Source organism: Thermodesulfobacteriota bacterium (assembly GCA_040753795.1).
Taxonomy (GTDB): domain Bacteria; phylum Desulfobacterota; class Desulfobacteria; order Desulfobacterales; family Desulfosudaceae; genus JBFMDX01.
Map to the genome: position 1 here is coordinate 140,332 of JBFMDX010000008.1, position 21,209 is coordinate 161,540.

The window sequence follows — 21,209 nt, forward strand, 5'->3', positions numbered from 1 at the left end:
TATTCATGCCCAAAGCATTAATTGTATACTCCACCAGAAAAGAGGAAACCCGGAAAATCGCGGAATTGATTGCCGAGGGGCTTCGCTTTGCCGCTGTCGACGTGACCCTCGCCAGTGCCGGGGATATCAAGAAAGAAAGCGATCTGGCCGGTTATGACGCCTATGTGTTCGGCTCTCCGACCTATCACGGCGAAATGACCGGCAGCATGAAGACATTTCTGTTCCTGGCCGAAAAAGCCGGCCTGGCCGGCAAGGCCGGCGGATCTTTCGGGGCTTTCGGCTGGAGCGGTGAAGCGCCGGAACGCATTTATGAGACCATGAAAAACATCTTCCAGATGGATATGGTCGGCGGTCCGTTGATGCTGAAATCAAGTTCGCTGCAAGGCGGCATGAAAATGGCCCAGGATTACGGCCGGGAAATCGCCGCCAAAATTATCTGAAACCGCCAGGGGAATCGGGCTCAGCCGCGATCCAAACTTCACAACAGGACACTATATGTTTAAATCGCTGATTGTCTATGACACCAAAAGGGGTGAAACCCAGAAAATCGCGGAAATGCTTGCCGAAGAACTGCGGTCACTGGATATCGAGGTAAAGCTGTCTGATGTCCATGAAATAAAAGACCTGACAGATCTCTTCGGTTATAACGCCTACCTGTTCGGGTGTCCCACTTACCTGGGAGAAATGACCGAGAACATGAAGGAGATGCTCTTTCTGGCGGCCAGAGCCGACCTGGTGGAAAAGGTCGGCGGCGCCTTCGGGGCCTATGGCTGGAGCGGTGAAGTCCCCAAACGAATTCATGGCACCATGCAGCATGTCTTCAAAATGAACATGACCGCCGAGCCGCTGATGCTTTCATCCAGCACGGTGAAAATCGCCGGGAAAATGATTAAGAAATATTGTCAGGAGATCGCCGCCAAACTGAACAACCGGACGGCTTGACAGGCAGTTGAATCCGTCAGATTAATAACAAAAGGGGAGGGGCCAGATTGATGGATCCGCTTATTTTGTCACGGCTTCAATTCGCCGCCGCAACCATGTTTCACTTTATTTTTGTTCCACTGACGCTGGGCCTGGCGCTACTGGTGGCCTGGATGGAAACCTGTTACGCCCGGACCGGCGATAAAGTCTGGCTGTCCATGACCCGATTCTGGGGCAAATTGTTTCTGATCAATTTCGCCCTGGGGGTCGTGACCGGCATCACTCTGGAGTTTCAGTTCGGAACCAACTGGTCCCGCTACTCCGCGTTTGTAGGTGATATTTTCGGTTCCCTGCTGGCCATCGAAGCCTCGGTGGCGTTTTTTCTGGAGTCGATACTGATCGGAGTCTGGATATTCGGCTGGAAAAAACTGTCGCCCCGGGCTCACGCCGCGGTCATGTGGCTGGTGGCCCTGGCCGGCACTTTTTCCGCCATCTGGATTCTGATCGCCAACGCCTGGATGCAGCATCCGGTCGGCTATGTCATCCGCAACGGCCGGGCCGAACTGGCCGACTTTTCGGCCATCGTCTTCCAGCGCTTCGCCGTGCTGGAATTTCTGCACACCGTCAGTGCCGCTTATATCCTGAGCGCTTTTTTCGTCATGGGTATCAGCGCCTGGCACCTGCTCAAAAAACAGCACGTTGAGGTCTTCACCCGGTCGTTTCGCATTGCGCTGATGTTCGGCCTGGTCTTTTCCTTTTTCGAGGTGATCGAAGGGCACATGCACGGCGCCGACCTGGCCCACACCCAGCCCGCCAAGCTGGCCGCCCTGGACGCCCACTGGGAAACATCGGCACCGGCCCCCCTGTATCTGTTCGCCCTGCCGGACGATAAAAACGAACGGAATCTGATTGAAATCGGCAAAATCCCCTGGGGCCTGAGCCTCATGGCGTTTCATGATTTTTCCAGCGAGGTGAAAGGCCTGAAGGAATTTCCCAGGGAAGAGCGGCCGCCGGTGCTGCTCGTTTACACGGCCTTCAAGCTGATGGTCGGCCTGGGTTTTTATTTCTGCCTGGCCACCCTGGTCGGTCTTTTTCTGCGCCACCGTCTTCTGGAAAACCGCTGGTACCTGCTGATCATGCTCCTGTCCCTGCCGTTGCCGTATATCGCGGTCCAGCTGGGCTGGATCGTGGCGGAAGTGGGCCGCCAGCCCTGGATCGTCTATGGTATCATGAAAACGTCCCAGGCGGTTTCTCCGGTTATTTCCGGCGGGCAGGTCATGGCCTCTCTGACGGGTTTTGTTCTGGTGTACGGTCTGCTGGGCGCCGTGGGACTTTTTCTGATGGCCCGGCATGCCATTAACGGCCCGGTCGAAGAAGGAGGTGAAAAATGATTCTGGAAACCATCTGGTTTTTTCTCTGGGGCCTGCTGTGGGCCGTCTTCTTCATGACCGACGGCTTTGATTTCGGGGTGGGCACGCTCTATCCCTTTCTGGGCAAAACCGACACCGACCGGCGCGTCATGATCAACTCCGTCGGCCCCCTGTGGGACGGAAATGAAGTCTGGCTGATCACGGCCGGGGGCGTGACTTTCGCGGCCTTCCCGCTGGTTTACGCCACCATGTTTTCCTCGCTCTATTCAGCCCTGATGCTGATTCTATTCGCCTTGATCATTCGGGGTGTTTCCTTTGAATTCCGGGGCAAAATCGACCATCCCCTCTGGAAAAAAGTATGGGATACCGCCATTTTTGTCGGCAGCGCCGCTCCGGCGGTGCTGTTCGGAGTGGCCTTCGCCAATATTTTCAGGGGCCTGCCCTTTGACAGCCAGGGCTATCACGGAACGCTTCTGTCTCTGTTAAACCCCTACGGCCTGCTGGGCGGCGGCCTTTTCCTGTGCCTCTTTCTCCAGCACGGGGCCCTGTGGCTCTGCCTGAAAACAACCGGTCCGTTGCATGACCGGGCGGTGTCGGCGGCCAACACCATCTGGTACGGTCTCCTCCTGCTGGCGGTAATCTTCCTGATCGCCTCCGCCATGGCCACCACCCTGTATGACAATTACCTGGCCCGGCCGGTCCTGTTTCTTGTTCCGGCGGCGGCGGTGGCGGCCCTGCTGGGCATAAAAGTTCTGCTCAAAAAAGAAGCCTGGGCCGGCGCCTGGTTTTCCTCGGCGCTGACCATTGTGCTGTGCACCTTTTTCGGGATCATCGGCCTGTTTCCGAAACTTTTTCCCTCCAGCCTGGGGGAACAGTATCATCTGACGGCCTATAACGCCGCCTCCAGTCCGTTAACCTTAAAAATTATGCTGACGGTGGTCGTTCTGGTTATCCCGGTGGTGATCGCCTATCAGATCTGGGCCTATCTGCTGTTCAGGGGAAAGGTGGCGGAGGGAGACCTGGAGTATTAATCAAGGAGTTGAACCATGAAAAAAACGGCTTTTTTGATATTTGTTTCCCTGCTGATGGTAGTGACGGCCCTGGCTGCGGAAAAGAATCTGGGTGCTCCGACACTGGTGATTCCCGCGGGAACCAAGCCTGCCGTCACCCTGCCCCACGCCGGCCATCAGGCGGCCCTGGAAAATTGCGAGCAGTGCCACAACCTGTTTCCCCAGACCGCCGGCGCCATTGTTGAGCTGAAGGCCTCGGGCGCGTTAAAAAAAATGCAGGTCATGAAGCAGTGCCAGGGGTGCCACAAGACAATGGCGGAAGCAGGCAAGAAAGCCGGTCCGGTCAATTGCGATGAATGTCATATAAAATAAAGGAGAAATGATGGAACAGGTAACACGTTTAAAGGATGGTGAAAAAGGGGCGGTGCTGCAGCGGGACAAGGAGACGTATGCCATCGCCCCGCATCTGGCCTGCGGCGTGGTCACGCCGGCCCAGCTTCGCAAGCTGGCCGATGTCGCGGAAAAATACGGCGCGGCCGCCCTCAAGGTGACCAGCGCCGCCCGTATCGCCATTGTGGGAATCAAAGAGACGGATATCGATGCCGTCTGGGATGACCTGGGCATCCCGCCCGGCCATGCCGTGGGCATGTGTGTCCGCAGCGTCAAGGCCTGTCCGGGAACGACCTTCTGCCGGATAGGGCAGCAGGACAGCCTGGGTATGGGCATGAAACTGGATGAAATCTACCACGGCATGGATCTGCCCAGCAAAACCAAGATCGGTGTCAGCGGCTGCCGGAACCAGTGCGCCGAGAACTGTATCAAGGACATCGGCCTGTACGGTACAAAAGACGGCTGGGTGTTGACCGTGGGCGGCAAAGGCACCAGCAAATTCCGTCTGGCCGACACCCTGGCCGAAAATCTTGATTCCGAGACCGCCTTGCGGCAGATTGAAAAGGTGGTCGCCTTTTACAAGGGAAACGCCAAGAAGGGAGAACGCATCGGCGCCCTCATCGACCGGATAGGGCTGGAGGCGTTCAAGGCGGGCGTGTTAGGATAGGGTTCAAGGGGTTGAGCCTTGGCCCCGAAACCCCTGGGTTAACTGAATAAAGGAAGAACCGGTTGACATCAACATCATTGATTTAAAGGGGGAAACATCATGGACAAGTACGTATGCAATGTGTGCGGTTACGTGTATGACCCGGCCGAAGGTGATCCGGATAATGGCGTTCCGGCGGGAACCGCTTTTGAAAAACTGCCGGAAGACTGGACCTGTCCGGTCTGCGGCGCCAGTAAAGATGAATTCTCAAAAGAGTGACATTCTCGTAAAAGGGCTATCCTGTTGGCTCCACGATCACTTTGGGCGGTCTTAAAAAACAATAATGAAGTGAGGAAAACACAATGGCGGCCATTGAAATAGCCAGGGGGATTTACAGCGTCGGCGCGACGGATTGGAACATTCGGGATTTTCACGGATACTCCACTTCCCGCGGGTCGACGTACAACGCCTATCTGGTCGTGGATGAAAAAATCGCCCTGGTGGATACGGTCAAAAAGGAACAGGTGGATCAGTTGCTGGCCAACATTTCCCAGATCGTGGATCCGAAAAAAATCGACTACATGATCAGCAACCACACGGAGATGGACCATTCCGGCGGCCTGCCCCGGATCATGCACCGCATCGGTGAAAGCAAACCGCTGTATGTCTCCAAGATGGGTCAGAAAAACCTCTCCCTGCATTTTCCGCAAGCCTGGAATTACCATGCCGTGGAAAACGGCGAGACTTTGCGCCTGGGCCGGCGGACCCTGACCTTTCTGGAAACGCGCATGCTGCACTGGCCGGACAGCATGTTCACCTTTGACCGGGAGGACGGCATCCTGTTTTCCAGCGATGCCTTCGGCCAGCATTATGCCGGACCGGAAAAATTCGACGATGAGATCGGCGATGACATCATGTTCCACGCCAAAAAATACTTCGCCAACATCCTGCTCCTGTACACGGAGAAAATCAGGAAACTGCTGGAGAGTGTGACCGAAATGGGGTTGAACTTCCGCATGATCTGCCCCGATCACGGCATCATCTGGCGCTCGAATCCCGGCAAGATCGTCGAAGCCTATGCCCGCTGGAGCCGGCATGAACCGGTAAAAAAAGCGGTGGTCGTATATGATACCATGTGGCACAGCACCGAACGCATGGCCGAGGCAATCGGCCAGGGACTGACCGACGAGGGCGTACCGGCCCGGATCATGAGCCTCAGGCATGACGACCGCAGCGAGGTCATGACCGAGGTGTTGGATACCGGGGCCATTGTGGTGGGTTCGCCGACGTTGAACAACAACGTCTTTCCCACGGTCATGGACCTGCTGGTGTACATGAAGGGGCTGCGGCCGAAAAACAAGATCGCCGCCGCTTTCGGCTCTTACGGCTGGAGCGGCGAATCCGTGCAGCATATCCAGCGGGAACTGGCCGAGATGAAGTTTGATCTGATCGAACCGGGCGTCCGCATCCAGTACGTGCCTGACGAAAAGGGGATCGGCGAATGTCTGGCCCTGGGCCGCCGGATCGGGCAGGCCGTCAACCGCCGGATCAATGAACAGGGATAAGGAAACGGTATGAAACGGCCCGTGGTCGAATTGGGCGACTGCTCTCTATGTGAAGCCTGCGTCGGCATGTGTCCGCGGGTGTTCTCGATCAACGATACCGGCTACGTCGAGGTGGCGGATCTTCCGGAGTACCCGGAAGCGGAGGTTGACGATGCCATCAAGTATTGCCCGGAACGCTGCATTGTCTGGTCGGAAGATTAAAGGCCACCCGAACAAGCCCACACCACAGGGGCGGCTTCAGGCCGCCTTTCGCGCTTAAAGGGCGGTCCGGATTGACCGGATGAGCCAGAATGGATATTATCAAACCCACGATGTCGACCAACCGGTTGTTAAAGCGGGAAATGGAGTTGTGGCTCAGGCGGGGCCCTGACAAGGCCATGCCGGAGGTCCTGTCCCTGGAGCCCGAGCGGCGGCTCATCAACCCGCTGATCTCCTTTTTTTGCAGCCGGGAGCCCCTGCTCAAATGGCATGCGGTTACCGCCATCGGACGGCTCATGGCCGGCCTGGCCGACCGGGACATGGATTCGGCCCGGATCGTCATGCGCCGCCTGATGTGGAGCCTGAACGATGAATCCGGCGGCATCGGCTGGGGAGCGCCCGAAGCCATGGGAGAAATCATGGCCGGACACCGGCGACTGGCGGATGAATTTCACGCCGTGCTGATCTCGTATCTGGATCCGCGGCAGAACTACCTGGAACTGGAAGCCCTTCAGCCGGGACTGTTATGGGGCGTCGGCCGGCTGGCCAGGTCCCGGAGAGAATTGATGGCAAAGACCGCCGACTTCTTGCCGCCTTATCTCTCTTCCCGGGAACCCGCCGTGCGGGGCCATGCCGCCTGGGCGGCCGCGGCCTTTGAAGATGAGCGATTGCGGCTGCTTCTCACAGAACTGGCCGCTGATGATCAACCGTTTTATCTCTATCGAAATCTCCGGCTGGAGGAGGTATCCATCAGGGAGATAATAAACCTTTAAATTGGAGGGAAAACCATGGCCCAGCGTTATCAGATCAAGAATGTCTGCCCGCAATGCGGGTGCAGTGCCGTTTCCAATTTAACCAAAAAAGAAATGATGGACCGTTTCGGCGATGTTCCCAATGTCGACATGGAGTGCGCCGAGTGTATGGCGCAGTATCAGTCCAAGATGAAGAACGTCTGCCCGGAGTGGGACAAGGAATGCCGCCTGAAGGAATAGCCGTTAAAGTCAAACAGGAGAAAATAATGACCACACCGGATGTCAAACTTTATACCTTAAGCACCTGCAGCCATTGCAAATCAACCAAAAACCTGCTCAATGAATGCCGGGTCGCGTTCCATTCCGTGGACATCGACCTGCTGACGGGCGAAAAGCGCCAGGCGCTGATCGATGAAGTCAGGCAGCTCAACCCCAACTGCACTTTTCCCACTATTGTTATTGACGGTAAAGTGATCGTCGGTTTTAAGGAAAACGAGATCAGAAAAGCGCTGGGGTTGTCATGAACGCCGAACAACTATACGAGCAGTTGAAGAAAACCCAGGAGCCCAAAGGCTTTTACTTTAACAAGGATCTGGCCCTGGTGATGGACCTGCTCAAGGCGCTGCTGGTCAACAAGGAAAGGTACGGCTACATGTCCTGTCCCTGCCGGCTGGCGCAGGGAGACCGGAAAAAGGACGGCGACATTCTCTGCCCCTGCTTTTACCGGGGACCGGACGTGACGGAATTCGGCAGCTGTTACTGCGCGCTGTATGTTTCCCGGGACTGGAATGAAGGCCGGATCCCCCATGTTTATGTTCCTGAACGCCGGCCGCCGGAAAAAATGTGGTAGGGACACCCCGTGATTACCATCCGCGCCAAAAATGGGCTGGACATGAACATCCCCGGGCAACCGGATGGGCCGGCTTCCCGGCTGATGGACATGGAACGCGTCGGCCTGTCGCCGGCATCATTCCCTCACATCCGGCCGAAACTGCTGGTCAAGGTCGGCGATAAGGTCAGGCAGGGGTCCATCCTGTTCGCGGACAAGCGGAACCCGGACATCGGTTTTGCCTCTCCCGGCGGCGGCACGGTGGAATCTATCGACTACGGCCCCCGCCGGGCCATTAACGCCATCACCATTCGCGTGGACCGGGAAGAAGCCCGGGAAGACCGCGGCGTCCTGGACCGGCATCAACTGGCCGTTTTGTCGCGCGATGCCCTGGCCCGGCACCTGATGGCGGGCGGACTCTGGCCCCTGATCCGCTCTTTGCCGTTTCGCGACATCGCCGATCCCGCTTTCACCCCTCCGGCTATTATTATCAACCTGGACACGCTGGATCCCTTTCATGCCGAACCGGCTCTGTATCTGGACGGCTCCGCTGGCGCTTTTCTGTTCGGCCTGGACGCTTTAAAACGCCTGGCGCCGGCCGTTTACATCGTTGCCTGTCGTAAAGAGGACACCCTGCCCCCGGAAATCAGGGGGTTGGTGACACACCGGGTCCGGGGGCGGTTTCCGGCCGATGATCCGGGCGTGTTCCTTTATTATACCCGCGCCTCCGCCGCCGCCAACCGCTGCTGGTATATTCACGGCCGGGACGTGGTGCTGCTGGGGAAATTCCTGTCTTCCGGCGTTTATCCGGTCAAGCGACTGGTGTCGGTCTCGTCGCCGAATGGCTCGCGGCACGTGCTTAGCCGTCTGGGCGCGCCGCTGGCGCTTCTGGCCCCGGAAGTCCGGAACCATGACACCCACGTTACCATTGCCGGCGGCCTGTGGCGGGGACAGGTGGCGGGGCCGAATGATTATCTGGGCCTTTACGACGCCGCCCTGACGCTGCTGCCCGCCGGAAATCAGCCTGAATTTCTGGGCTTTCTGCGGCCGGGCCGGCGCAAGCCCAGCCATTGGCGGGCTTTTCTGTCCGCGCTCCACAATGATCCGCTTGCCCTGGATGCGGGCCGCCACGGCGAGGAACGGGCCTGCGTCAACTGCGGCAGCTGCGCCGCCGTCTGTCCGGTCGATATTCTCCCCCAGTTCACCCTCAAGAGTGTTCTGGCCGGCGAAATCGAGGAGGCCCTGGCCCATGGTCTACTGGACTGCGTGGAATGCGGCTTGTGCGCCTATGTCTGCCCGTCCAAAATCGAGCTGACCTTTTTATTGCGGCAGGCCAGGGAAAGCTATTACCGGGAACAACAGGCGGTCGGGGAGCGCCCATGAAAGCGGTTCGGAAAATTTTCGACGCCGGCCGCCGGCACTTTCAACCGGGCGGTCGACTGGCCCTGCTGGCGCCCCTGTTTGCCGCCATGGAGACCTTTTTCTTTATTCCCGGCGAGACCAGCCGCCGGCAGCCCTTTATCCGGGACAGCCTGGACCTGAAGCGGTTCATGAGCGTGGTCATCCTGGCCCTGGCCCCGCCGCTTCTGTTCGGCATTTACAACACCGGATACCAGGCCTCACGGACGGCCGGGCTGCCGCCGGACTTTCTGTCCGTAACGGCCCGGGGCTTGTGGATCGTGATGCCGCTGATCATCGTCTCTTACGGAGTGGGGTTTTTCTGGGAGATGCTCTTTGCCGCCATCCGCCGGCATCCCATCAGCGAAGGCTTTCTGGTAACCGGCCTCCTGTTTCCCCTGACCCTGCCGCCGACGATCCCCCTGTGGCAGGCGGCCCTGGGCATTTCCTTCGGCGTGGTCATCGGCAAGGAAATCTTCGGGGGCACCGGCCGTAACATCTTCAACCCCGCCCTGACCGGACGGGCTTTCCTGTTTTTCGCCTACCCGGCCCGCATGTCCGGCGATCCGGTCTGGGTGGCCCGGCTTACCCCCGGCGTGGACGCGGTCACCGGGGCGACCCCCCTGGGCCTGGCCGCCCTGAGCCAAGTCGGTCAGAAAATCGAGACCATTCTGGCCGGATCGGATTTTTCCTTTTTCCGGATGCTGATCGGCCATCACGCCGGCAGTATCGGCGAGACCTCGGCCCTGTGCTGCCTGGCCGGGGCCGTCATTCTGATCGCCACCGGGGTGGGCAGCTTTCGCATCATCGCCGGCGGCATCCTCGGGGTCCTGGCCACAGGCGGACTGCTTAACCTGTTTGCCGGGCCGGCCGCCCAGCCATGGTTCGGCCTCAACCCCTTCTACCATTTGGTCATGGGCGGATTCGCCTTCGGCATTGTTTACATGGCCACCGACCCGGTTTCAGCCCCGGGCCTGGAGCCGGCCAAATGGGTTTACGGTTTCTGTATCGGCGCCCTGACGGTGCTGATCCGGGTCTTCAACCCGGCTTACCCGGAAGGCGTGATGCTGTCCATTCTGTTCATGAACCTGTTTTCACCGCTGCTGGATCATGTCGGGATTGCGCTGCGGTTGAAAAAGAGAATACCCAATGTCTGACGGATTGTTGTCATGCCGGATAGCTTAAAATCACTGGTTTTCGCGCTGGTACTCTGCCTGGTCTGCAGCCTGACCCTGACCGGGGCGTCGGTGGGCCTGCGCCAATACCAGAACCGCAACATCCGGGTCGACCGGCAGACGAATGTGCTGAAATCCGTCGGCCTGGTGGCGGCGGGAAAACCCTGCCCGCCGGAGGAAATAGACCGGCTGTATGCTCTTCATATCCGCTGCCTGCGCCTGTCGCCGGAAGGACGGCTCCTGGCCGACGGGGAGTCGCACCCGCGGGAACTGCCGGTCTATCTGAATGTCAACCCCGACCAGACCATTGAAAATTATATCCTTCCCGTTCAGACCAAAGGCCTGTGGGGAGACATCCGGGGATATCTGGCCATTCGCCGGGACGGCCGGACCATTTCCGGTTTTACGGTTTACAAACATTCGGAAACACCGGGGCTGGGCGGAGAAATCGAAAAACAGTGGTTTCAGAAAAATTTCGCGGGCAAGCAGATCGTCAACCAGGCCAATGAATTCGTGGCCGTGACCGTGGCCAAGGGGCCGGCCGGGGACCGCCTGCCCGCCGCAAAACAGGCCCATACCGTTGACGGCATCAGCGGCGCCACCCTGACGGGTAAATACCTGAGCCAGGGCCTGCATGACATTCTCAAGGAATATGAGCCGGTATCCATCCGGTTTCGCCAGAACGAGTTGAGACAACTGCCTCCCGGGCAGGGGCTGTGTCCCCTGGACCCGTGAGGCAACAAGAACAAAGGCCATGAGGCGGGTCGTTTATGAAAAACCGGTCGTTAGCCGTTTTTACCGATTCCATCTGGACCCATAACCCCATCCACATCCAGATGCTCGGGATCTGTTCGGCCCTGGCGGTGACGGTCCAGCTTCAGACCTCCCTGGTCATGGGCCTGGCCCTGACCCTGGTGGTATCGTTTTCCAGCCTGATCGTTTCCCTGCTGCGGAAAGTCATCCCCCGGAACATCCGCATCATCGCCGAACTGACCATTATCTCCACGCTGGTGATTCTCTGTGATGAGTTTCTCAAGGCCTTTTTCTATGATATCAGCAAGCAGCTGTCGGTTTTCGTGGGCCTGATCATCACCAACTGCATCGTACTGGGCCGGACCGAGTCTTTTGCCCTGAGCAACCCGCCCCATCTGGCCTTCCTCGACGGCCTGGGCAACGGCCTGGGGTACGCCTCGGTGCTGACCGTTGTCGGCGCCATCCGGGAACTGCTGGGCGCGGGCACGCTCCTGGGCCGGCCGGTAATCCCGGAAGCGTTCTATGCCGCCGGATATGAAAACATGGGGTTCATGAGCCTGGCGCCGGCGGCTTTCATTCTGATCGGCCTGCTGGTCTGGCTGCAGAAAACCATTCAGAAGGACCGGTGATGGAAGAACTGATCAGCCTGTTTTTAAACTCCGTCTTTGTGGGCAACATCCTGCTGGCCTATTTTCTGGGGATGTGTTCGTTTATCGCCGTCTCCAAAAAAATCGAGACCGCCACCGGACTCGGCCTGGCGGTGGTGTTCGTCATGACCATCACCACCCCCTTGAACTGGATCATCTATTATTATCTGCTGGCGCCGGGGGCCCTGTCCTGGGCGGGGTTGCCGGACCTGGACCTGAGCTTCCTGAAATTTATCACCTTCATCGCCGTCATTGCCGCCATGGTTCAGGGCATTGAAATGATCATCGACCGCTATTCCCAGGCCCTGTATACCGCCCTGGGGGTTTTCCTGCCGCTGATTTCCGTCAACTGCGCCATCCTGGGCGCTTCCCTGTTCATGGTGGAAAGGGAGTACGATTTTGTCCAGTCCCTGGTGTTCGGGCTGGGCTCCGGCACGGGCTGGATGATGGCCATCGTCACCATGGCCGCCATTCGCAAGAAAATGCGCTACGCCGATCCCCCGGCCGGCCTGGAGGGGTACGGCCTGACCATGGTGGTGGCCGGGCTGATGGCCATGTCCTTCATGCTGTTTTCCGGCATCTCATTATAATCGGATAAGGAGAAACCGTCTTGATTTACCTGGCCAGCTTCAGCGTTTTTACGGCGGTCATCATCATTCTGGTGGTGTTTCTGCTGCTGCTGGAGGCCAGGGTCGCGCCCCGGGGAAACGCCCGGATCGTCATCAACGATGACCCGGACCGGGTGATCGAGACCCGTCTGGGCGCCACCCTGCTGTCGGCCCTGTCGGACAACGCGGTTTTTCTGCCTTCCGCCTGCGGCGGCGGCGGGGCCTGCGGCCAGTGCCGCTGCCGGGTCGACGCCGGCGGCGGCGATGTCCAGCCCACGGAACTGAATCATCTCACCCGCCAGGAACGCCTGGACAACATCCGCCTGGCCTGCCAGCTGAAGGTCCGGGAGGACATGCGGATTCACGTTCCTCCTTCCATTTTCAGCATAAAAAAATACAACGGGACCGTGGTCTCCAACCGCAACGTGGCCACCTTTATCAAGGAACTGGTGGTGGAGCTGGACAACGGTCAGACCGTCGCGTTCCAGGCCGGCCAGTACATGCAGATCGATATTCCGGAATTCGATGTCTGCTTCACCAGTTTCGACGTGGCCGATCGGTTTCTGACCGCCTGGGACCGGTTTCATCTGCGTGATTTCTGCGCCGGAACGGACGAACCCGTGTACCGGGCCTATTCCCTGGCCAACCCGCCCTACGAAAAATTGCTGCGGTTTACCGTGCGCATCGCCACCCCGCCGCCGGGAACAAAAAACATCCCCCCTGGGGTGGGCTCCTCCTATGTCTTTAACTTGAAGCCCGGCGACCGGGTGATCTTAAGCGGGCCCTACGGCGATTTTCTGGCCCAGGACAGTGAGCGGGAAATGTGCTTTGTGGGCGGCGGCGCCGGCATGGCGCCCATGCGCTCCCATATCCTGCACCAGCTCAACACCGCCCACACCCGCCGGAAAATCACCTTCTGGTACGGCGCCCGGTCATGGCAGGAGGTGTTTTACGATGACGAGTTCCGGGGCCTGGCCGAACGCTTCGATAATTTTTCCTACCACCTGGCCCTGTCCGAGCCCCAGCCGGAAGACAACTGGCAGGGACTGACCGGGTTCATTCACGCCTGCCTGTATGAGGCGTACCTCAAGGATCATGACGACCCGGCCGAAATCGAATATTACCTCTGCGGCCCGCCGCCCATGATCGCCGCCCTGGAAAAGATGCTGGATGATCTGGGGGTGGAGCCGGACATGATCGCCTACGACAAGTTCTGATAGCAAAGCATCGCCCAGCAGCCCTCTCTCAAAGGCCTTGGCGCAAAGCGATAAGATTCTCATGGGGAAGGTGGTGGGCCCGGCAGCGCTGTATCCAAGCGTCAAGAATCTGTCTTGTCTGGCTGCCGATCTTGGTGAAGTGATAGCGCAGGTAGGTTTCCAGCGGGATGGGGCTCAGCTTCGGTCCCACCAGCATTATGGTGCGCAGGATCAGCCCGATCGGCACATAGCGGAACATTCCGCTGCTCACACCCAGATAGGCGGCGCCGGCTTCGGCGGCTTCCCGACCGGCGCGAACCGCCAGCCCCAGCCGGGGTGACCGGCGCAGCCCGGTCAGAGACCAGCCTTCCTGTTCCAGCGCCGCCATGGCGCAGATGTTGACGCTGGCCGTTCTGGCTTCCCACCAGGCCAGATCCTTGCGTATGCCGGCCGGCATACCGCCGGTTTTCAGCCAGCGGGCGGCCTTGCGGCCGTGTTCATCGTCCTGCAATACCGCCGACCCGGGCAGGGGTACATAGGCGATTCCGGGAGGAGGATCCTGTTCCCCGGGAAGGGGAGACTGGAAACTGATCAGGGCGATCAATCCCTGACAGATGGGGCCCGGATGAAACCGGCGAAGAATATCCAGGTCCTGGATGTCCGGGGTCCACGCGATCAGAGGAGTGCTCCCGTCAATGGCGGCGATCTGTCCGGTCAGCCACGAATCGGCCAGAGCATTGGACGGCGTGCACAGCCATACCTGGTCATAGTGACCGTCAGCCCGGGTCAGGGTTTCCAGGTCCTGCCGTTCTTCCCGGTAACCGCCAAACAGGCTGTAGCGAAAAAGGGTTCGGGGCATGGCGGCGTTGGGACTTTGCCGGTCGCGTACCAGAAAATCCACCCGGCATCCCGCCTTCACCAGGGCCTGGGCGTATACGGCGCCGACCGCGCCGCTGCCGATAACGAGAACCTTTTCTGTCATCGTTAGCCTTTTTGACTAATATAGTTCTTCAAACAAGACGCATGCCTGTACCGGGTCGATTGAAATAGTCGACATCGGCTTTACAAAAAACGCACGATAGCTAAGGAGCTCCTAATTTCTGGCGGAGAGAGACGAGGCCATTCTAGCGGTTTACGAGTGACCTTGTCCTTCCAGTGTGTAGCACTTGATTTTGAAACCGCTTCTATGCGGTTATGTCTGCGGCCGATTCACCGGATCACGTCAATCATTTGATTGATTTGCTCGGCCTGTCCTGATTCCGGCTGCAAGCGGATACCGATCCGATGGAAATGACCTTTCTGCTGCTTGCTGGCGGCAGGTATGGATGGCGTTTTTGAGATCGATACAATTTCCATGGGGATATTGTCAATTTTCATTCCTCTAGGACCCATCAAACGGATACGGCTGTGCTTTTTTTTATTGGCGGGCTTTTTATGGCTTTTGAGCGCCATACCACTCAAACTAATATCCAGCACCGCTCCGATAAATTTCGGATCGGATTCACAGACGGCAATCATGCCGTATGCGGGGATATATCTGGTTTCTCTTCGTTGATCATTATGCAACATGGTGACGCTCTCCGGGTTATGGCATTAAAATGGCCGCAGAATAATCTCTGCAGACGTGTTTGTCAACATAAAATACCCGTTGGAAACCAGTTCGTTACGAGGAAAAAGGCGCCCCCGAAAAGGAGGCGCCTTTGTTTTTGACAATTACCGGTTCGTGCCTTTATTTCAATATTAAGGTTGTTGCGCCCTGACCGAATTGGGGCCCGGCAAAGGTGGTCATTTTCAGGTTGGTCAGGTCAAACAACGTGGTGCTCTGGTGGACAAAGTCTCCGGGGACCTGGTTTTCGGCATCATACATCCAGTTAATAAAGTCGAGCGCCTTGTTGTAGTCATACGTCCCGTAATCCCGATTCAACAGATTGATCATGCCGTCATAGCGGGACAGGGAGCCGCCATCCTGAAAAGTCGGGGCCAGAATGTTCATGTCAGGAGCGATATAATGATTGGTCTGGATCAGGGCGTCAGGATAGGTCTCCTTCTGGTAATCCGGCATAAGCGCGTACCACCATGGCTTGGTATAATTCATGTACCGGGCAAAGGAACTGTGCGCCGACACTTCCAGAGACACGCCGCCGCGGTTGGCGCCCTGGCCGTCGGCAATGGCATACAGCCAGGAAACCCCCCGCTTGGAATTTTTGATCAGGGAAATGGCCTCGGGCAGTTCATCGGCCTGTTCCATGACCCAGCGTGCGGTCAGCAGGCAGCCCATACCGAAATAACCGGGCGTACAGTCAGCCGACGGCACCATGTCCATACCGATGCCGAGTCCTTTTTCATTCATGGCGGCAATCCCCCCCACCATTCCGGCCACACTGACATTGACGACCCGGTTCCGGCCGCCATCACCGCAGGTCTCGATAATAACCGGGTTATCGGAAAAGCCGTCGCCGCCGAACATGAAGTCCCTGCCGAAATAGAGATTGTCGTACTTGGTCGCGTTGCCGTCGAGGATGTGGGCGTTGCACGAGAGCTGAAGAAGATCAACTACATCTGAAAAAATTTCCGTGGTGGTGACAATCGGATAGCCGGCGCTCATGAAGGCATCAAAACCGACATTGAGAAGCAGAACATCCTCATAGCTCAGGTCAACCCCCCGCGCCTGGGCACCGTGCGCAATACCCTGCATTTCCGCGATATATTCCGTCGGGATATCCGTCTCATTAAGCAACGCGATGTGCTTGAAAACCATGATGCCGATTTCCGTAACCGACCACCCGGGGTAATCTTCAATGGTGTCGCCGAAAAACTGACCCAGAAGCAGCTCCACAACAGGCTTTAAGAGCAAATCCTTCGAGAGCCCGACACTGGACAGGTTGCCCACGGCGATACTGGTAAAAAACTGGTTCGATGCCACAGCCGCGCATTTTTCCGGAATCAGGTACCCCTGCTGGAAGCCCATTTCATATCCGCTGCCTTCCAGGTGAAGGAAGGGCTGTTTGTGCCCTGAATCGGTGATAATATATTCCAGGTAACCCTTTCCGTCGGGCGCGTACGTACGATCGACATGGCGGCCGGGTTCTGGGCCGTCGACGACGGGCGGTGGTGGTGGAGGCGGCGGAGGCGGCTTGGGCGCGGATGCGAATGCAGTGGTTGCCTGAAACAACAAAAACAGGATAAGCATTGACAAAACAGTCAGTTCACCAAACAGCCATTTTTTCTTCATCCTCTCATCCCCCATTAATAATGTTACGGTTGTGGTCGACTTGCAGAATAATCAGGCATCCTTTTTATCATAATCTTAACAGCATGAATCATGCCGAAAAAAATAATCAATATTATTCAATATCTTATTGTTTTTACTGGCTTTGAAATTACCGAATAAGGAAGAACTGGCTGTGGGATATGGCAAGTTGTCATATAAGATAAGGGTTGTTTTGTTAGACAACGGGCCTCCTCCCTCTCAAAAGGGGGATGCCCGTTGTCCCTGTCTTATGGAGTTTATATGGCCGTTTTTAGTGAAAAATCACATTAAACTTTTCCCAGTTGCCGATGGATGTTCTGTCGGCCAGGGCGTCGCCGTCACTTTCGGCAACCACGTATGTGCTGTAAATAGTCTTCAAGGATATCAGGTCACCGTTCTGCAAGGTCCCGCCGGGACGGGTGTGGTTGATCAGTTTAAATGTCTGGGGGGCGGTGGTGTCGGCATCCAGCCCGCCGCCCGTGTACCACCACAGAACCTTGACCTTTTTCTTGGCGTTGAAATAATAGTTCTTTCCCGTGCGGATGGTAACCGTCTCCCCGTCAGCGATATTGTCTGTTTTGCCGTCCGTGCCGGTCACGACAAACTTTTCCCAGTCACCGATGGCGGTCCGGTTGGCATTGACGGTATTGCCGCCGTTGTTTTCCGCGCAAAAATAGGTTCCATGATATGATTTAAAAGAAAAGGCGGAAGGCGGCGGGGGGTCGGCCGGCAGGGCATACTCCGTCGCTCCCTGGGCAAAGGTCGGGCCACACAAGGTCTTCATTCTCAGGGTAGTCAGGTCAAACAGGGTCGTGCTCTGATCGACTCTGCTGTCCGGTGTTTCATTTTCTTCACCGGTCAAATACATCCAGTTGATATAATCAAAGGCCTTGTCAAAATCATAGGTTCCGTATCCCCCCAACGGGTGATTAGGATCCTTGAAAATTTCCATCATCCTGTCATAACGGTGCACCGAATCCGCTTCTCCAACATTTAACGGAACATTCAAATACATATCCGGCAGCACATAATGATTGGTTTGAAGCACGAAGTCCGGGTAGCTCTCCTGCTGGCGAACATTCGAAGGCATGAGCAATTGCAGAAAAGGGTCCGCGGGAGGCGTATCCATGTACCGGGTATACACATGGTGCGCCGACGTCTCCACGGACGCGCCGCCGCGCTCGACACCCCGGCCGTCGGCCAGGACGTACAGCCAGGAAACCCCTCGCTTGGCGTTTTGGATAACCGAAAGGCCCTGGCTCAGCTCGTCGGCTTGTTCCATGGCGTGACGGGCGGTGAGCAGGCATCCCATACCAAAATCAGCCGGGGTGCAATCCCCGGACGGCACCATGTCCATGCCAATGCCCAGGCCCTTTTCATTCATGGCGGCCATGCTCCCGATGAGGCCGGTGATACCGACGCTGACGACCCGGTTTCTGCCGTCACCGCAAAATTCATAAATCAGCGGATTGTCGGTAAGACGCTGTCCGCTGAACATGAAGTCCCGGCCCATATAGAGGCTGTCGCCCACGGTGGCGTTGCCGTCCATGACAAAGGCATTGCAGGCCAGCTGAATGCCGGTCACCTGACCCAGCGCACTGGCTGTCGCCAGCACCGGGGTAGCCAGGGGATAGGCAAAACTTAACAGCGCGTCAAAACCGACATTGACAAGTAAAACTTCCTCATAATCCAGAACGACCCCCACCGCGGCGGCGCCGTCGACAATACCGCGCATTTCATCAAGATATTCCGGCGGGATGTATTGTTCATTGTGTTTGGCAATCCGCTTGAACGCAAAAAGCAAAAAGTCGGCCGGCCTCATGCCGGACTCACCATAATCCAGCCCCACCCATTCGCCGACATCTGCCAAAAGAAGGTTGACGATAATGTCTCCAAAATCACCCAGCTCCATTATATATTCGGAACAAAAATCAATTAAAAACGCCTCCGACAAGGTGTTTGTGCAGGCCGTTCCCATCAGATACCCGTGCTGAAACCCCATTTCATATCCGGTGCCCTCCAGGTGAAGAAAAGGCTGCTGATGGCCTGTATCGGTGGTAATATACTCAAGGTACCCTTTTCCATCGGGCGCGTATGTTCGCGCGGCCAGGGCCTGTCCGCATAACACCATACCCGCGAAAACAGCCAGTGACACCATCAGTATCAGGGAAAAGGTAAAATGTTTGGTTCTGTTTTTCATCATGAATACCCCCTCTTCTTCGAGATTATAAAAGCTGAATACAAGAAATAGAGCATTATCCGTGCCTAAAAATTAATATTTAATTTTCAGTATGTTATTTTGATAATTGCTACGATTCCGTTGAATACGGAAGCTTTGCCTGTTGAATGTGGAAGGTTGTTGAATATGGAAGGTTGTGATAGGATATTCACATGGCAATAGACATGAACACCATTCTTCAAAAAATGCGGCGCATAAACAATGAAACCGATATTCAGAAAGTGCTGTCTGATACTTTCGGTTATATTTCAAAAATCGCCCCACTGTGGAAAATGAGCTGGCTCCAATATCACCAGGATCTTCGATTGGTGAGAATTATTGCCCAGGCCCTGCCGGCCGGAGGGGAACTGACCAATTTCATGTATGAAACGTCGAAAGAGATAATGGATCTGGCCTGCAGCGGGGAAAACCCTGACATCTACATTGTCAATCGTCCGGAAAAAGATCCCGTCGGAAGCGAAATATCCGCGCGTGCCCGGCATTTTGAATGGTCAGCCGTGTTTGTCATCTTTAAAAACGCCTCCGGCGCTTATGGCTCCGCAATGATAACGGCGGAAGGTAAAGACCGCTTTACGGAGGAACATTCCCGTCGGCTGCTTGCCTTGAAAGAACCCCTTGGCCTGGTTCTGGATATCCTGATTAAAAACCACGAAAAGAAAAACCTCCCTCCTTCCCGGAAAGAACCCGTGGAGGATAAAAACGAATTTTTCCGCCAGGTCACCCGCAGATTATGCGGCCACCTGGATCTGGAATCCGGACTCGCCGGATGTCTTCAATACCTCAGCCGGTTTTTACCCGCCGACGGGCTCTTTGTCAGGCAGGTGGAGCCGGAGCTGCTTTCCGAACGCATACTGGCTGAAAGCTATGGTTTCTTTCGCCCGCAGTCAGAATCCCTTGTCCCTCTGGCCGCGGATGATTCGCTGTTCAAGGACGGCAGGGAACTTCTGGAGACACGTATTATCAATCAGCCCGATCACCACCCTTTTGCAAAAACCTATACCCAATTATTTGGTGAGGACATATCGTTTATTGCCATGCCCCTTATTCACAAGGAAAACCGGCTGGGTATTGCGGTACTGGGTCTGGAAGGCAGGCAGCGTTATACGGAAGAACACCGGCGGCTTTTTGAAATGCTCCATGATCCCTTCGTCCTGGCCCTGGCCAACAATATCAAGCACCGCGAAGTCCTTCGCCTGAAGGAAATGATCGAAGCCGAGAAGAAAGACCTTCAGGAAGAATTGCAGGACACCAGAAGCCAGGCCATTATCGGCGCCGGCCTGGGGTTGAAAGAGATCATGGAAAACGCCCGCCTGGTGGCTTATAAGGACAGCCCGGTATTGCTCCGGGGTGAAACCGGCGTGGGCAAGGAACTGATCGCCAACTTCATCCACCGGAAATCGGCTAGAAATCATGGCCCTTTTATCAAGGTGAATTGTGGCGCCATACCGGATACGCTGGTGGACAGCGAACTGTTCGGTCACGAAAAAGGGGCTTTCACCGGCGCGACCAGCCGGAAAAAAGGCCGGTTTGACAGGGCCAGCGGCGGAACGATTTTTCTGGATGAAATCGGGGAGCTGCCCCTGCCGGCCCAGGTCCGCCTGCTCCGGGTTCTGCAGAACAAAGTTATTGAACGCGTGGGCGGCACCGAGACCATACCGGTTGATGTCCGTATTATCGCCGCCACCCACCGCAACCTGGAAGAGATGGTCGCGTCCGGGAAATTCCGGGAGGATTTGTGGTTCCGGCTGAATGTGTTTCCCATCCGGATCCCCCCTTTGCGGTCAAGGCAAACGGACATCCCGGCCCTGGTGGATTATTTTATCGAAACAAAATCCCGTGAACTCAAGCTCTCTCACAAACCATCCCTGTCATTCGGTGCCATGGGCAGACTGACCGCTTATGAATGGCCGGGAAATATCCGCGAATTAAAAAATGTCATTGAAAGGGAGTTGATCGTCAACAGGGGCGAGGCGCTTTCGTTCCAGAGCATCGAGCATATGCCGTCAAAAGACAGCCCTGCGGACAACGTGTTTTGGAAAGATAATGTTCTGGGACTGGATGAAATCTTTACCCGTCACGTTAAGAAGGTTCTGAGCCTCACCAACGGAAAAGTAGAAGGACCGGGGGGCGCCGCGGAATTACTCAATATTAATCCCAGCACGCTGCGCACCCGAATGAGAAAGCTGAAAATCCCTTTCGGCGTGAAAAGCAGTCAGGATCATCTCCCGATTCGTTGAAACAGTACCAGGGTAAATCAACCCT

At 56.5% G+C, this 21,209-nt stretch carries 24 protein-coding genes; 20 read left to right on the forward strand and 4 right to left on the reverse strand.

The window, feature by feature from the left end; all coding sequences use genetic code 11:
- The first annotated feature begins 5 nt into the window (after positions 1-5).
- The 19 genes from AB1724_11470 (at position 6) to nqrF (ending at position 13,479) form a co-directional block, all read left to right on the forward strand.
- The gene (locus AB1724_11470) at positions 6-440 is read left to right on the forward strand and encodes a flavodoxin domain-containing protein (protein MEW6078423.1); all 435 of its coding nucleotides are present in this window, start codon (positions 6-8) and stop codon (positions 438-440) included.
- A gap of 55 nt (positions 441-495) precedes the next feature.
- Entirely contained in the window at positions 496-942 is a 447-nt protein-coding gene (locus AB1724_11475; protein MEW6078424.1) for a flavodoxin domain-containing protein, read from the forward strand.
- Between the two features lie 50 nt (positions 943-992).
- The gene (locus AB1724_11480) at positions 993-2,312 is read left to right on the forward strand and encodes a cytochrome ubiquinol oxidase subunit I (protein ID MEW6078425.1); all 1,320 of its coding nucleotides are present in this window, start codon (positions 993-995) and stop codon (positions 2,310-2,312) included.
- Positions 2,309-3,322: a cytochrome d ubiquinol oxidase subunit II gene (cydB, locus tag AB1724_11485; GenBank protein ID MEW6078426.1), complete on the forward strand. Its 1,014-nt coding sequence runs from the start codon at positions 2,309-2,311 to the stop codon at positions 3,320-3,322. Before AB1724_11480 ends, cydB begins: the two co-directional genes overlap by 4 nt.
- Before the next feature lie 15 nt (positions 3,323-3,337).
- The gene (locus AB1724_11490) at positions 3,338-3,673 is read left to right on the forward strand and encodes a cytochrome c3 family protein (protein ID MEW6078427.1); all 336 of its coding nucleotides are present in this window, start codon (positions 3,338-3,340) and stop codon (positions 3,671-3,673) included.
- A gap of 10 nt (positions 3,674-3,683) precedes the next feature.
- On the forward strand, positions 3,684-4,358 hold the full coding sequence (locus AB1724_11495; protein MEW6078428.1) for an NAD(P)/FAD-dependent oxidoreductase: 675 nt from the start codon (positions 3,684-3,686) through the stop codon (positions 4,356-4,358).
- Between the two features lie 99 nt (positions 4,359-4,457).
- Positions 4,458-4,616: a rubredoxin gene (gene rd, locus AB1724_11500; protein ID MEW6078429.1), complete on the forward strand. Its 159-nt coding sequence runs from the start codon at positions 4,458-4,460 to the stop codon at positions 4,614-4,616.
- 83 nt (positions 4,617-4,699) lie between these two features.
- A complete protein-coding gene (locus tag AB1724_11505) occupies positions 4,700-5,902 on the forward strand; it encodes an FprA family A-type flavoprotein (GenBank protein ID MEW6078430.1) in 1,203 nt (400 codons plus the stop codon).
- A gap of 21 nt (positions 5,903-5,923) precedes the next feature.
- Complete coding sequence (locus AB1724_11510; protein ID MEW6078431.1) at positions 5,924-6,103, forward strand: ferredoxin; 180 nt, start codon at positions 5,924-5,926, stop codon at positions 6,101-6,103.
- An 89-nt stretch (positions 6,104-6,192) separates the two neighbouring features.
- Complete coding sequence (locus AB1724_11515; GenBank protein ID MEW6078432.1) at positions 6,193-6,873, forward strand: DVU0298 family protein; 681 nt, start codon at positions 6,193-6,195, stop codon at positions 6,871-6,873.
- Between the two features lie 15 nt (positions 6,874-6,888).
- Positions 6,889-7,092, forward strand: coding sequence for a hypothetical protein (locus tag AB1724_11520; GenBank protein ID MEW6078433.1), 204 nt, complete (start codon positions 6,889-6,891; stop codon positions 7,090-7,092).
- 26 nt (positions 7,093-7,118) lie between these two features.
- Complete coding sequence (locus AB1724_11525; protein ID MEW6078434.1) at positions 7,119-7,376, forward strand: glutaredoxin family protein; 258 nt, start codon at positions 7,119-7,121, stop codon at positions 7,374-7,376.
- Positions 7,373-7,702 (forward strand): ferredoxin-thioredoxin reductase catalytic domain-containing protein, encoded by a 330-nt coding sequence (locus AB1724_11530; GenBank protein ID MEW6078435.1) that lies wholly within the window; start codon positions 7,373-7,375, stop codon positions 7,700-7,702. Before AB1724_11525 ends, AB1724_11530 begins: the two co-directional genes overlap by 4 nt.
- A gap of 9 nt (positions 7,703-7,711) precedes the next feature.
- Positions 7,712-9,064, forward strand: coding sequence for a 4Fe-4S dicluster domain-containing protein (locus tag AB1724_11535; protein MEW6078436.1), 1,353 nt, complete (start codon positions 7,712-7,714; stop codon positions 9,062-9,064).
- Positions 9,061-10,236: an NADH:ubiquinone reductase (Na(+)-transporting) subunit B gene (locus tag AB1724_11540; GenBank protein MEW6078437.1), complete on the forward strand. Its 1,176-nt coding sequence runs from the start codon at positions 9,061-9,063 to the stop codon at positions 10,234-10,236. Before AB1724_11535 ends, AB1724_11540 begins: the two co-directional genes overlap by 4 nt.
- Positions 10,237-10,248: 12 nt before the next feature.
- Complete coding sequence (locus AB1724_11545; GenBank protein ID MEW6078438.1) at positions 10,249-10,989, forward strand: FMN-binding protein; 741 nt, start codon at positions 10,249-10,251, stop codon at positions 10,987-10,989.
- A gap of 35 nt (positions 10,990-11,024) precedes the next feature.
- Positions 11,025-11,636 (forward strand): NADH:ubiquinone reductase (Na(+)-transporting) subunit D, encoded by a 612-nt coding sequence (locus tag AB1724_11550; GenBank protein ID MEW6078439.1) that lies wholly within the window; start codon positions 11,025-11,027, stop codon positions 11,634-11,636.
- Complete coding sequence (nqrE, locus tag AB1724_11555; GenBank protein ID MEW6078440.1) at positions 11,636-12,244, forward strand: NADH:ubiquinone reductase (Na(+)-transporting) subunit E; 609 nt, start codon at positions 11,636-11,638, stop codon at positions 12,242-12,244. The genes AB1724_11550 and nqrE overlap by 1 nt, the downstream gene beginning before the upstream one ends.
- 20 nt (positions 12,245-12,264) lie before the next feature.
- Positions 12,265-13,479: an NADH:ubiquinone reductase (Na(+)-transporting) subunit F gene (nqrF, locus tag AB1724_11560; protein MEW6078441.1), complete on the forward strand. Its 1,215-nt coding sequence runs from the start codon at positions 12,265-12,267 to the stop codon at positions 13,477-13,479.
- Between the two features lie 28 nt (positions 13,480-13,507).
- On the opposite strand, the gene AB1724_11565 is transcribed toward nqrF, so the two are convergent.
- The 4 genes from AB1724_11565 to AB1724_11580 form a co-directional block, all read right to left on the reverse strand.
- On the reverse strand, positions 13,508-14,440 hold the full coding sequence (locus tag AB1724_11565) for a 2-dehydropantoate 2-reductase N-terminal domain-containing protein (GenBank protein MEW6078442.1): 933 nt from the start codon (positions 14,438-14,440) through the stop codon (positions 13,508-13,510).
- Between the two features lie 227 nt (positions 14,441-14,667).
- Positions 14,668-15,027 carry a PilZ domain-containing protein gene (locus AB1724_11570; protein ID MEW6078443.1) on the reverse strand — a complete coding sequence of 120 codons (360 nt, stop codon included), beginning with the start codon at positions 15,025-15,027 and terminating at the stop codon, positions 14,668-14,670.
- Positions 15,028-15,187: 160 nt separating this feature from the next.
- Positions 15,188-16,690, reverse strand: a complete 1,503-nt coding sequence (locus AB1724_11575; protein MEW6078444.1) for a C45 family peptidase — start codon at positions 16,688-16,690, stop codon at positions 15,188-15,190.
- A 289-nt stretch (positions 16,691-16,979) separates the two neighbouring features.
- A complete protein-coding gene (locus AB1724_11580) occupies positions 16,980-18,911 on the reverse strand; it encodes a C45 family autoproteolytic acyltransferase/hydrolase (GenBank protein MEW6078445.1) in 1,932 nt (643 codons plus the stop codon).
- Positions 18,912-19,099: 188 nt separating this feature from the next.
- On the opposite strand from AB1724_11580, the gene AB1724_11585 reads away from it, so the two are divergent.
- On the forward strand, positions 19,100-21,184 hold the full coding sequence (locus AB1724_11585; GenBank protein MEW6078446.1) for a sigma 54-interacting transcriptional regulator: 2,085 nt from the start codon (positions 19,100-19,102) through the stop codon (positions 21,182-21,184).
- Positions 21,185-21,209: the final 25 nt, after the last annotated feature.

Excerpts from the sequence above, each read along its gene's own strand:
- AB1724_11470 (MEW6078423.1), top strand. The coding sequence starts at position 6 with ATGCCCAAAGCATTAATTGTATACTCCACCAGAAAAGAGGAAACCCGG.
- AB1724_11475 (MEW6078424.1), top strand. The coding sequence starts at position 496 with ATGTTTAAATCGCTGATTGTCTATGACACCAAAAGGGGTGAAACCCAG.
- AB1724_11480 (MEW6078425.1), top strand. The coding sequence starts at position 993 with ATGGATCCGCTTATTTTGTCACGGCTTCAATTCGCCGCCGCAACCATG.
- cydB (MEW6078426.1), top strand. The coding sequence starts at position 2,309 with ATGATTCTGGAAACCATCTGGTTTTTTCTCTGGGGCCTGCTGTGGGCC.
- AB1724_11490 (MEW6078427.1), top strand. The coding sequence starts at position 3,338 with ATGAAAAAAACGGCTTTTTTGATATTTGTTTCCCTGCTGATGGTAGTG.
- AB1724_11495 (MEW6078428.1), top strand. The coding sequence starts at position 3,684 with ATGGAACAGGTAACACGTTTAAAGGATGGTGAAAAAGGGGCGGTGCTG.
- rd (MEW6078429.1), top strand. The coding sequence starts at position 4,458 with ATGGACAAGTACGTATGCAATGTGTGCGGTTACGTGTATGACCCGGCC.
- AB1724_11505 (MEW6078430.1), top strand. The coding sequence starts at position 4,700 with ATGGCGGCCATTGAAATAGCCAGGGGGATTTACAGCGTCGGCGCGACG.
- AB1724_11515 (MEW6078432.1), top strand. The coding sequence starts at position 6,193 with ATGGATATTATCAAACCCACGATGTCGACCAACCGGTTGTTAAAGCGG.
- AB1724_11520 (MEW6078433.1), top strand. The coding sequence starts at position 6,889 with ATGGCCCAGCGTTATCAGATCAAGAATGTCTGCCCGCAATGCGGGTGC.
- AB1724_11525 (MEW6078434.1), top strand. The coding sequence starts at position 7,119 with ATGACCACACCGGATGTCAAACTTTATACCTTAAGCACCTGCAGCCAT.
- AB1724_11530 (MEW6078435.1), top strand. The coding sequence starts at position 7,373 with ATGAACGCCGAACAACTATACGAGCAGTTGAAGAAAACCCAGGAGCCC.
- AB1724_11540 (MEW6078437.1), top strand. The coding sequence starts at position 9,061 with ATGAAAGCGGTTCGGAAAATTTTCGACGCCGGCCGCCGGCACTTTCAA.
- AB1724_11545 (MEW6078438.1), top strand. The coding sequence starts at position 10,249 with ATGCCGGATAGCTTAAAATCACTGGTTTTCGCGCTGGTACTCTGCCTG.
- AB1724_11550 (MEW6078439.1), top strand. The coding sequence starts at position 11,025 with ATGAAAAACCGGTCGTTAGCCGTTTTTACCGATTCCATCTGGACCCAT.
- nqrE (MEW6078440.1), top strand. The coding sequence starts at position 11,636 with ATGGAAGAACTGATCAGCCTGTTTTTAAACTCCGTCTTTGTGGGCAAC.
- AB1724_11565 (MEW6078442.1), bottom strand. The coding sequence starts at position 14,440 with ATGACAGAAAAGGTTCTCGTTATCGGCAGCGGCGCGGTCGGCGCCGTA.
- AB1724_11570 (MEW6078443.1), bottom strand. The coding sequence starts at position 15,027 with ATGTTGCATAATGATCAACGAAGAGAAACCAGATATATCCCCGCATAC.
- AB1724_11575 (MEW6078444.1), bottom strand. The coding sequence starts at position 16,690 with ATGAAGAAAAAATGGCTGTTTGGTGAACTGACTGTTTTGTCAATGCTT.
- AB1724_11580 (MEW6078445.1), bottom strand. The coding sequence starts at position 18,911 with ATGATGAAAAACAGAACCAAACATTTTACCTTTTCCCTGATACTGATG.
- AB1724_11585 (MEW6078446.1), top strand. The coding sequence starts at position 19,100 with ATGGCAATAGACATGAACACCATTCTTCAAAAAATGCGGCGCATAAAC.